This is a genomic window from Candidatus Clostridium eludens (assembly GCF_045310515.1).
Classification (GTDB): Bacteria; Bacillota; Clostridia; order Clostridiales; family Clostridiaceae; genus Clostridium_B; species Clostridium_B eludens.
Genome location: NZ_JBJHZX010000072.1, coordinates 1 through 10,955, shown reverse-complemented (window position 1 = coordinate 10,955; position 10,955 = coordinate 1). Strand labels below are relative to the sequence as shown.

Genomic DNA, 10,955 nt, shown 5'->3' with positions numbered 1-10,955 from the left:
TTAAGGCGGTTTTCTACATAATTTTATCCTGTAAATGTTTTATACATTAATTTACATTAAACTGTCCATACGTCAGGTCAAAATACTATGTTTTACTATACCTACATGTAATACATCCCAAGGGCTCATTCCCAAATTGCAATGTAATGTCAGCAATATACCCACTGAATATAAAATCAATCCGAACATCAAAGAAGGCATTTTTTTTATCAGGTCAATTATTATGGACTTTTTATTTTTCTCAATATTATTCATTTAAAATTCTCCTACAAATATATTAATATACCGTACCTTATTTTTTACCACCAGACAAAATCATAACTGTTGTTATAATACATATGGCTCCCAGCCATTCCATTATTCCAAAATTAACATGCAGCCAAAATACAGATAAAAAAACTGCAGACAAAGGTTCAACACAAGCTAGTACACTTGTTTCCGCCGGTTGTATATATTTTGTACTTTCCAGATAACAATAAAAAGCAACCAAAGTTCCAAATATAACTACAAATATAACTGCAAATATTGAAGTAATAGACCAACTGCCTGTAAAATCCCATGGCTTATGAATAAAACTAAAGGCCAATCCTCCAATGAGCATTCCCCATCCAACTACAATGGTAGAATCCCATCGACGAAGCAGCGAACAAGGCTGCACAGTATAAAAAGCCGCTGCAAAAGCAGAAGTGATTCCCCAAAATAATTCCAATTTAGAAATGGATAGAGTATGAATATTTCCATGGGTAATTATAAAAAAGGTACCTACCATAGCTAAAATAATAGCTAGAGCTTGCCTTAATCCTGGAGCTTTTTTAGAAAAAATAGCTAAATAACAAGTAATTATAACTGGAGATAAATATTGAAGTATGGTAGCTGTGGCAGCATTTCCATATTTAATAGCAGCAAAATATGTATATTGTACACCTAGCATCCCTATGATACTAAATAAAATAAGGTTAAAACTATGATATTTAGACTTCCATATTTTCCACACCTCTTGTTTAACTTTAATAAAAGCATAAATTAATAAAATTAATCCTGATAACAACAGCCGAATTACAACAAGCCATTCAGGAGTAAATCCCATTTTTTGAAACAGATATTGAGCAACAGTACCCGATACTCCCCACAACATGGCTGCAAATACCACCAGCATTATCCCTTTTGTTCTCGATGGAACTTTCATTGCGCTTTCAATATGCATTTTTCTCACTCTCTTTATATGTATTTATATAGATTATTAATAAAAATTACTGATTACAGTATGTCCTACAATTTTTTTTATTATATCTTTAATATGATTTCATGTAAATAACTATAACAAAACTTGATATCCACTTAAAAATCATATAAGCAATAGTAGTAAGTTATTTACACTTAGCAGTTGAATAAAAAACAGTACTCAAAATAATAATGCCTCCTAATACCTCCTTTAATGTAGGTATTTCCCCTAATAAAAAAGTAGCAAAAATTATGCCATAAACTGGTTCAAGGCTGGAAATAATCCCTGCAGTTCTTGTTTTTATACTTTTCAAGCTATTTATAAATAATGAATGGGAAATTCCTGTAAACACAATACCTAATAGTGCCAATAATAGCATGTCCTTAAATGTGAAAACAGTGTTTTCAAAAAATAAAAACGGAAGTAACACAATTGCCGCTATAGCTTGCTCATAGAAGGCAATCTGTATACTTGAATATTCTTTTACATATTTTCTATTGAGCATTGAAAGAACTCCATAAGTAAATCCAGATGCTATTCCCCATAAAATTCCCTGAGTTAAGTTATTTTCTAATTTAAATTCTGGCACTACAAGCACTATTCCTGAAAAAGTAATAAATGCAACTACAATATCTGAAAAGTTAATTTTTTCTTTAAAAAAATAGGGTTCAAGGAAAGTTACAAAAACAGGAAATGTGGAAAATGTAAGTAGTCCTATTGCCACTGTAGATATTTGTATAGATTTAAAAAAAGTACTCCAGTGAATTGCCAAAATTATTCCAGCTATAACTAATAAAAGATAATGTTTGTAACTTCTTAATTTTATATTCTCATTAAAATAAAATATTAGAATAAGTAAAAAAATGCTGGAAAATAATACTCTGCCAAAGACAATTATCATCGGTGGCAGTGAAAGTAACTTTCCAAATAATCCTGATAATCCAAATAAAAAAACTGCAATATGGATTCCCATTAAATCTTTATTTTTCTTATACATGTAGCCATTCTCCTTGTTCTTAGGATGTTTCCTTTTGCTAGCTGTTCTTGCTGCAGCTATTCCACAGCTTCATAATGGGCGCAAAAGCTTTAAGAAAATCAAATTCATTTGTATCACCAATTGTTTTATTAATGAGCTTATCTAATAATTTATTATCTAAATTTTTAATTATTACATCCATATTATCATTATCTAAACTTTCTAAAAATCTTCTTAAAGCCAGGGAATTATTGTAATTTTTAAACAGAGGTTTCACAAGGTCCTCATATTTACCCAGATTACACAAATCATAAGCCGAATAAATGCCTGTTAATACTGAAGCAAACTGTCCAAATCCAAGTCCGGGAGAAATGGTTCCAAAACAGTTTCCAACAAAATATGTATTATCAATTTTAGGTTTAGTACATATACCCATCATATATTTTGTTATTTGAAATCCATCTGTTATTCTAAAACTTTGCCGTAAATCTCTATGGACCATACTATAAAATGCATCCCATATAGTATTTATATCTAATTTGATATTACTAGGATAATCAGGGTAAGCAACAACCAAATTGGCTTCTTTGTTAGAAAAAGGTATTAACCACGCATATCCTTTGGGTATTATATCATAGTTAAACCACACATGGGCAACATTGGTACAAAATTGTCCCTCAACTGCAGCTCCTTTTATGCTGCATGTAAGATCGCACTTATAATTTCCAAGTTCAGCAGCATAAGCCCCATCTCCAGGTGCTAATATTACATATTCAAATTCTTTGCATAACTTTTCATACTCATAATGAGAATTAAAATTTATATTAGACTTAACCTGCTTTTCCAATTGACACTCATAAGAGTTTTCGTGTCTCCCTCTAATGTTTACATAACCTATATTACCCTCAATACTTCCTATTTCATTTTTAGAGTGGACCACTAACTTTTGGACCCTATCTGTGGGTGCTAAATGTATATGATGCTTTTCTTCCAAATACTTCAGATCATCTTTAACAGGCCTGTTTAATATACTAAACGTAGCTTCTCCATTAACAAATCTATCTCCTACACGGCTTCGTTTTTCAAAAATAGTAGGATTTATACCATTTCTCTCCAATGTTATAGCACAGGATAACCCTGACATTCCTGCTCCCATAATTGCAATTTCCACAGGATACACCTCTCATCTATATAGTTTTTATAACTATATTTGTTATTCCCATTTAATAACTATTATATTCTTACAGCTCCTCTCACTATTTGCTGCAAGTTTTACATTTTAATATTGTCTAAAGTTTTGACACAGTTTCTCCCACTCTTCTTTGCATAATATAAGGCTTTGTCAGCGGACTCCATACAATAAAGTATATCTTTTTTTGAAGTAATTCTAACTGTTGAAGTACCAAAACTTAAGGAAACATATTCACTGACTTGAGAACATTTATGGGGTATTTTAAGAGTTGTTATATTGGTTTTTATTATTTGAGCTATATCCATAATTTGTTCTTCATCAGTATCTATAGCAACATAAATAAACTCCTCACCTCCAAAACGTGCGGCAAAATTCATATACATTGCTGCCACAGAATCTATCTCCTGAGCTACTGATACTAATACCTTATCACCGGCATTGTGTCCATAATTATCATTGTATTGTTTAAAAAAATCAATATCCATCATAATTACAGAAATCAACAAGTCCTTCTTTAAATTACTATTATATTCAAAGCTAATATAGTCATTAAAACTTCTCCTGTTATTTATTTGAGTAAGCTCATCAATTGAATTCAATCTTTTCAGCTTATCATTTGCTTTTTTAAGTAGAGTTTTATTCATGAAACTACTATAATAGCTGTAGTATAATATTCTAGAACAAAGCCAAGAAATAAATAAAAATATAATCAAATTTACATAATGTCCAATTAAAACATCCTTTGATTTCTGAAAAAATGGAAGCAAGAACACTAATATAGAGGTAGATATTGCATATGGAATCAATATTTTTTTACTATCTAGGTAATATAGAACGGAACAAGTTATCATGTTAACCATAAATACTATTACATGTCCATATAATTTTTGATCCATTAAAGATATCGCACTTCCCCAGGATATTACAAATGTTATATAACACATAAGAGCTTTTTCCCAGTTATCAATATATGTCGAAGGCTTGTCATCCAAATTGCCGTATTTATTTATACTAACCAAAAATATTACATTTACAATTATCATTAGCATATACATTATAAAATAGTTTATGAACTTAAACCTATCGTCCACATTAAGCATATAAGTAATAACATCAATAGAACATAATATTAAATCAAATGTTATCAGCATTTTTGAAGCCAACTTTCCCCTATAGAGATTACTTCCCACTATGCTTTTCTTAAAATTTTCACTCTCATTTCCATCTATTTTAAACTCAATCAGTTCTTTTAATTTCATAGGACAAACTAATACCTTCCATATTTATATTAATCAAGTTGAAACCTACCACAGAAAGAACACTTGTTAAGAATTTGAAATTATCTATTTCATTTTACCATAAATTCGTATTTTTTATCTATATTATGCATTTAATTTAATTCTTAATTAAACATTTATATATTTAAAAGATATTCTACCTGAAGGTTAATTTTTCTAGTGACATAATTCACATTCTATACATAACCAATCTGATAAACAGAAAAAATAAACTTAATATATATTTATGATTTGGAGGGATTATATTGGAGAACACTCATGATTTTTATTCACCTGCCATAAATCTTATTGGTGTAGGAGCCATTAAAGATTTACCAACGGAATTAATGCGCTATAAATTAAGCAAAGCCTTAGTTGTTACAGATAAAAATATAATAAGCCTTGGTTATGTTGAAATGGTGGAAACAATATTAAAAAGTTTATTTATTTCTTATGATATATTTGATGGCATCTTACATCCAAATTGTACAATTTCATTTATAGAAGATGCTCTTACTTACTTTAAAAAAGGATTCAATGTATTAAAAAGGGATTATCACTTTATTATATCTATTGGAGGCGGAACTAACCACGATTGTGCAAAAGGTATATCCATTATAGCAACCAATGGTGGAGCTATAGAAGACTATGAAGGGTACAAAAAAATGAAAAAACCTGCCCTGCCCGTAATATCAATAAATACTACTTCTGGTGCAGGATCTGAGGTATCCAATTTTGCAATTATAACAGATGAAAGCAGAAAAGTAAAAATGACTATTGGCGATCCTAAAATGATGCCTATAATATCTGTAAATGATCCTATGTTTATGGCAACCATGCCCCCAGAAGTAACTGCCAGTTCTGGCATTGATGTTTTAGCTCATTCAATAGAAGGCTTTGTTTCTACGGAAGCTTCTCCTATTACAGATGCCCTAGCAATTGATGCTATAAAATTGGTTTTCGAATATCTAAAGAGGGCATATGAAAATGGTAATGATCTAGAGGCCAGAGAAAAGATGATGTTTGCCAGTGTCATGGGTGGAATGGTTTTTAACAATGCAGGATTAGGATATGTTCATTCCATGTCCCATCAAATAGGAGGAAATTATCAGCAAATTCATGGAGCATGTAATGCAGTTCTACTGCCTCATGTGTTTGAATTTAATTCAGTATCAGTACCTGAGGAAAGAATTTTTGAAATAAGTGAAGCTATGGGAATAAAAGCATCAGATAAAGAAACTGCTGTTAATAAGATTAAGCATGGCATTCAAAATCTCTGTGAGGATATTGATCTTCCAACTCACCTAAAATCTATTGAAGTTGATGAAAATGATTTAGAGTTTCTCTCTAAAAATGCTGCAAAAGATATAACTACCATTACAAATCCAAGGAAAGGAACCGCTGCAGATATACTGGGCATCTTTAAAGCTTCTATGTAAGACATTTGAAAATAAACCATAAGAAAAAGGGCTAACTAAGCCCTAATTCTTTTCTTTTCTTAATTATATGAGATTCTATGTTATTTGCTACTTCAACAGGGTCATCACCCAGTGCTATCTTCCCCCCTGTTACATTCTCTACTTTTTCAGTTAAAAGTTCTACCAATTGAGGTGCTCCTGTTATAAAAGGTGTAGGTGACAAGTGAGTGTATGCTCCATAAGCTAATGCAAAAATTCCATCTATAGTTGCTTTTTGTTCCATCCACTCCGGAGCTGTGACAGCTATTGGAAGCTGGGATACATCAACGTCTAGATGATCTGCCAGAGCAGTAACAAGCATAGATATCCTTCCTGTATCTGTACAAGTTCCAAAGCTTAATACAGGAGGAATTTTCAACATATTACATACCTCTCTTAAACCCTGGCCAGCTGTTTCATTAGCTGCTTCTAAGGTACAAAGTCCTGCAACTTCAAGAGCATGGTTCCCGCAGCCTGCACTAACCACCAATATATCCCTTTTTATAAGTTCTTTTGTAAGGTTTATTGTAACCCAATCCTGTGGACCATTTCTTAAAGTAGAGCAATTTGCAAGTGCTACCACTCCTTTAATCTTTCCTGAACCTATTACATCTACTAATGGATCAAGCTTATTCCCTATAATACCCAGAATGGCTTCAGTAGAAAAGCCAGCTATAGCTTTTTGAGTTATACTTGGAACCATAGGTTCAATTTTTCTCTCTTTTCTTTTCTTAAAATTTTCTACAGCAAGATCAATTAACTTATCTGCCATAGTATCAACTTCTGAAGGATCATAAGGAATTTTATATTTAAGCCCTGGTAAATCAATAATAGTACTTACAGATACTAACGTTATTTGATATTTTTCAGCATACATATCTATAGCTGGAGGAGAACAATTTTCTTCCATCGCAAATACATCCACAGTACCGGTGGATAACAATGGCTCTATAGTAAGCCAGTTACCCATATGGCCTACGAAAACATCATCCATTTCAAATCTCTGAAGCAGTTCCTGCCCTGTCTCTATAGAACCAACCACTCTAAGTCCCTTAGCTCCTGCAGCCTTTGCTTTTTCCTGAATCTCCTTTGTTCTTGCCTTTAATATTGTTGCAACTCCAGGCCAAGGCTGGTGTCCGTTAAATACTATATTTACGTAATTTGGATCCATAATTCCCAAATCCATATTAACTTCATGTGGCTTAGGAGTTCCAAAAAGTATATCCTGCACCATTTCAAGACCTATCTGAGAATTATATATGGTGGCTATTCCAAGCCTCAAGGCTTTCATTGCCAGAGAAACATGACTTCCATCTACATTGGTAAGGCAACTCGCCACACAATTTTCTTCCTCATGTATTGTCCCTGCGGGATATATACCTATGTTTCTCCAGACTTCTTTTCTCTTTTTTGGAGCAAAAGCTTCAACCATTATATTCTTTTCTTCCACTCCAATTCTCTGCTGATTTTCAAGTAATGCTGCAAGTTCTATTGCCATAGCATTAACTTCCTGTTTTATACCTATACCTACTTTTTCACACATCCATTTAAGTTTATCTACATCAGTAATTTTAAATGGAGTCTTTCCTTCAGCTGTAGCTTTCAGTGTTCTGAAGGCTTCATAGGCATGATGACTATATGTACCTGCCCCCATTATGTTTTTAAGAAGTAAGTTTCTCATTGCCATAGCATCAGCAGATATACCGCATACCCCTTTGCTCTGTCCTGTTTTTTCACTTATTCTGCAGGGACCATTTGAACATAACTGACAACTTAAACCTTCAAGACAAAATTTACATCTTATCTTTTCTTGTGATACATATCTGTCAAACACATTGGACATTTCATCTTCTCTGATTCTTTTAAGCATTTGTTCAACTGAGTCGTGGTAACTAACTCTATTTTGTGTTTTTTCTAGCATAATGTTGCTCATAAAACATCCACTCCTTTAATTTATAAATACTAATATTAAATTTTCCTACAATGAAATTAATTATGTATATTCATTTGAAAAACTTGAAGAATGTAATATTCATAAAAATTAAAGTGCAGATTATTAATAACAAAATTAATGACTATGCCTATGATGGATGTCAGGTGAATGAGGATGAACATGCTATTTGGCATATCCATCCTTTTTTGATTTGCCCTTTAAGTATCCGAAATAATAACACACAATCCCTGAGCCCACAGCGGCCTGTAATGAAAATAAGAGACTTTCTATTTCAGCACTTGGCGGCTGCCAGATGGAAGAAAACCACGGCTTATAACTTTTATCAATCTGTGTGATTGCCTTTTCAGCCTTGTCATCAGAACCTGCAAACTGGGCATTTTTTAAAAATATTAGAGGAATAACCGCAATAACTATTACAAGAAAACACAATATCAAATTCTTTTTAAACACACTGTTGTTTTTACTTTTGCCTTCTATATTCATGCTTATTATGCCTTCTTTGATATAACATTTAACTGTATAAGTTCTTCTTTGTCATAATTATTTAAAAGATTGAAAACCACAACAGTCAGTATTCCCTCACTTATGGCAAGGGGAATCTGGGTTACTGCAAATATACCCATAAACTTTATCATAGAGGCCAAAACTCCACCGGTGGCATCAGGAAAGGCCAGCGCAAGTTCAATTGAAGTTGTAATATAAGTCATTAAGTCTCCAAGCATTGCCGCTGTAAATACCGCTGCAGATGATGATACATTTCGCTTCTTTAAAAGCTTGTACAAAAAATAAGATACTAAAGGTCCAACTATTCCCATGGAAAAAGTATTAGCACCAAGAGTTGTGATTCCTCCATGTGCAAGAAGAAGTGCTTGAAATATAAGAACTATGACACCTAATACGCTCATAATTGCCGGTCCAAAAAGTATGGCTCCAAGTCCTACTCCCGTAGGATGTGAACAGCTTCCTGTCACTGATGGAATTTTTAAAGCAGAAAGCACAAATGCACCTGACATTGCTATTAACATCTTTATTTTAGGATTTAATTTTATCTTTTTCAATTGCTATATAAAAATTCTCCGGTAAATACTTAGCTAAAATGGTATAAATAGAACAAAACAAATATTTTGTATAATTTTATTATAATATATTTTGTAAAAACATGCAAACATTGTATAGTGAATTTGTAATATTAAGTTTGAATATGGGTTTTTTTCGTGCATTATATAAGTGTTATATAAATTTCACAGAAAAATATAATTAAATTCAAATTATATTATTATAACGATACAAAATATTTGTTTTGTTTCAATAAAAATATAATAATTAGACGTCTAAAATTTAAGTTAAAACCAAAAAATTTACTTAAAAACAATTTTTACAAACTTTTATAATAAATAATAATCAAAGATATGACGATATATAGATTATATAAATAAGAATAATTTGATGGTTTTATATAACATCAAATTATTAAAATATATTATTGATAAAAATATTGAAATATATTATAATGAGCCTTTGTGATCTGCTGGTACTCTATATAAGTTGCATAATGTACATAGAAGAAATGAAGGTTTTATGGATATATTAATAACTAGGCAGCCCATTTTAAATAAATTCAATAAAAAAATAATTTTGGAGGTGTTAAAATATGTCGAGAATTACCAATGATGATCATATTTATGATGATATAAGCTCTCTTAAAATAAAAGATATCATAGATACTAATTTACTTCAAAAATTTCAGGATAACTTTGCAGAAAGTATGAATATTGCCAGTGTAACTGTAGATATGGATGGAAATCCTGTAACTAATCCAAGCTCTTATACAGATTTTTGTTTAAATCTTACCCAATCCACTGATATTGGTACCAGACGCTGTGCCGAGTCTCACAAAAGAGGAGGTATAGAAGCTGCAAGAACAGGAAAACCTTATGTTTATACCTGTCATGCAGGATTAATAGATTTCGCTGTGCCCATATTGGTAGAGAACACACAAATAGGAACAATTTTAGGAGGTCAAATTTTAACTTCTAATCCTGAAGAATCCATATACAAAAAAGCTGCAAAGGAAATAGGACTTGATGAAAACAAATATCTACAAGCCGTAAATGAAGTTAATATCAGCAATAAAAAAAATATAAAATCAGCTGCAGAGGTATTATATATTATTGCAAATGCATTATCAAGAATAGGATATCAAGAGTTAAAACTTAAGAACACATCTGAAGTACTTTCTGATAATTTAAATCAAGTTTCTGCAATTATGGAAGAATTATCGGCATCTTCAATTAATGTTTCCGATAATCAACATGTGTTGAACAAGGAAATCATTAGTATCAAAGATATATCTTCAGAAATAAATTCCATATTAGATGGAATAAAATCCATAGCAGATCAAACTAAAATGCTTGGATTAAATGCTGCCATAGAAGCTGCAAGAGCTGGTGATTCAGGAAGAGGTTTTGGAGTAGTTGCCACAGAAATACGAAAGTTATCTCAGAGTTCAAAAGATACAGCCATAAGAATATCGGAACTTACTAAAAAAATTCAAGATTCTGTAGATAAAACTGTAGAATCTTCAAATTCTACTTTACAAACTACCCAGCAGCAGACATCTGCTATTCAAGAAACCAATGCAAATTTACAAGAGATTACATTAATTGCAGAGCATTTGAATAAATTAACAACTTAACTCACGTTAGTCCTGAAGCAGTGGAATCACATGTGGGTCGGATTGTACTTATCAGCCTTGAAGGTGTGATTTATTAAACATCAAAATAAAAAACCTAGTAGGATTTTTTGAAATGGACCCTATGTCAAGGACATTTTGAAAAAAGCTAGGCAATTATAAGCTGGTTTCTGTATTGAACAGGA

At 31.7% G+C, this 10,955-nt stretch carries 10 protein-coding genes; 2 read left to right on the top strand and 8 right to left on the bottom strand.

Features of this window, described 5'->3' with window-relative positions; all coding sequences use genetic code 11:
* Window positions 1-72 precede the first annotated feature (72 nt).
* The 5 genes from ACJDU8_RS24105 to ACJDU8_RS24085 all read right to left on the bottom strand — a co-directional run bounded on the left by ACJDU8_RS24105 (window position 73) and on the right by ACJDU8_RS24085 (window position 4,649).
* Complete coding sequence (locus ACJDU8_RS24105) at window positions 73-255, bottom strand: hypothetical protein (RefSeq protein WP_406794726.1); 183 nt, start codon at window positions 253-255, stop codon at window positions 73-75.
* A gap of 37 nt (window positions 256-292) precedes the next feature.
* A complete protein-coding gene (locus tag ACJDU8_RS24100) occupies window positions 293-1,186 on the bottom strand; it encodes a DMT family transporter (RefSeq protein WP_406794727.1) in 894 nt (297 codons plus the stop codon).
* Between the two features lie 181 nt (window positions 1,187-1,367).
* Complete coding sequence (locus ACJDU8_RS24095) at window positions 1,368-2,219, bottom strand: DMT family transporter (protein WP_406794725.1); 852 nt, start codon at window positions 2,217-2,219, stop codon at window positions 1,368-1,370.
* Window positions 2,220-2,256: 37 nt separating this feature from the next.
* The gene (locus tag ACJDU8_RS24090) at window positions 2,257-3,369 is read right to left on the bottom strand and encodes an NAD(P)/FAD-dependent oxidoreductase (RefSeq protein WP_406794724.1); all 1,113 of its coding nucleotides are present in this window, start codon (window positions 3,367-3,369) and stop codon (window positions 2,257-2,259) included.
* A 101-nt stretch (window positions 3,370-3,470) separates the two neighbouring features.
* The gene (locus ACJDU8_RS24085) at window positions 3,471-4,649 is read right to left on the bottom strand and encodes a GGDEF domain-containing protein (protein WP_406794723.1); all 1,179 of its coding nucleotides are present in this window, start codon (window positions 4,647-4,649) and stop codon (window positions 3,471-3,473) included.
* A gap of 284 nt (window positions 4,650-4,933) precedes the next feature.
* Here ACJDU8_RS24085 and ACJDU8_RS24080 point away from each other — a divergent pair, with 284 nt between their 5' ends.
* Window positions 4,934-6,106 (top strand): iron-containing alcohol dehydrogenase, encoded by a 1,173-nt coding sequence (locus ACJDU8_RS24080; RefSeq protein WP_406794722.1) that lies wholly within the window; start codon window positions 4,934-4,936, stop codon window positions 6,104-6,106.
* Between the two features lie 31 nt (window positions 6,107-6,137).
* On the opposite strand, the gene cooS is transcribed toward ACJDU8_RS24080, so the two are convergent.
* The 3 genes from cooS to ACJDU8_RS24065 form a co-directional block, all read right to left on the bottom strand.
* Window positions 6,138-8,057, bottom strand: a complete 1,920-nt coding sequence (cooS, locus tag ACJDU8_RS24075) for an anaerobic carbon-monoxide dehydrogenase catalytic subunit (protein ID WP_406794721.1) — start codon at window positions 8,055-8,057, stop codon at window positions 6,138-6,140.
* 183 nt (window positions 8,058-8,240) lie between these two features.
* Complete coding sequence (locus ACJDU8_RS24070) at window positions 8,241-8,561, bottom strand: energy-coupling factor ABC transporter substrate-binding protein (RefSeq protein ID WP_406794720.1); 321 nt, start codon at window positions 8,559-8,561, stop codon at window positions 8,241-8,243.
* A gap of 5 nt (window positions 8,562-8,566) precedes the next feature.
* A complete protein-coding gene (locus ACJDU8_RS24065) occupies window positions 8,567-9,136 on the bottom strand; it encodes an energy-coupling factor ABC transporter permease (RefSeq protein WP_406794719.1) in 570 nt (189 codons plus the stop codon).
* 593 nt (window positions 9,137-9,729) lie between these two features.
* Between ACJDU8_RS24065 and ACJDU8_RS24060 the strand changes: the two genes are divergently transcribed.
* Window positions 9,730-10,773: a PocR ligand-binding domain-containing protein gene (locus tag ACJDU8_RS24060; RefSeq protein ID WP_406794718.1), complete on the top strand. Its 1,044-nt coding sequence runs from the start codon at window positions 9,730-9,732 to the stop codon at window positions 10,771-10,773.
* Window positions 10,774-10,955 lie beyond the last annotated feature (182 nt).

What these genes read in the sequence shown, in the direction of transcription:
- ACJDU8_RS24105 (WP_406794726.1), bottom strand. Translation starts at nt 255, where the DNA reads ATGAATAATATTGAGAAAAATAAAAAGTCCATAATAATTGACCTGATA.
- ACJDU8_RS24100 (WP_406794727.1), bottom strand. Translation starts at nt 1,186, where the DNA reads ATGAAAGTTCCATCGAGAACAAAAGGGATAATGCTGGTGGTATTTGCA.
- ACJDU8_RS24095 (WP_406794725.1), bottom strand. Translation starts at nt 2,219, where the DNA reads ATGTATAAGAAAAATAAAGATTTAATGGGAATCCATATTGCAGTTTTT.
- ACJDU8_RS24085 (WP_406794723.1), bottom strand. Translation starts at nt 4,649, where the DNA reads ATGAAATTAAAAGAACTGATTGAGTTTAAAATAGATGGAAATGAGAGT.
- cooS (WP_406794721.1), bottom strand. Translation starts at nt 8,057, where the DNA reads ATGAGCAACATTATGCTAGAAAAAACACAAAATAGAGTTAGTTACCAC.
- ACJDU8_RS24070 (WP_406794720.1), bottom strand. Translation starts at nt 8,561, where the DNA reads ATGAATATAGAAGGCAAAAGTAAAAACAACAGTGTGTTTAAAAAGAAT.
- ACJDU8_RS24060 (WP_406794718.1), top strand. Translation starts at nt 9,730, where the DNA reads ATGTCGAGAATTACCAATGATGATCATATTTATGATGATATAAGCTCT.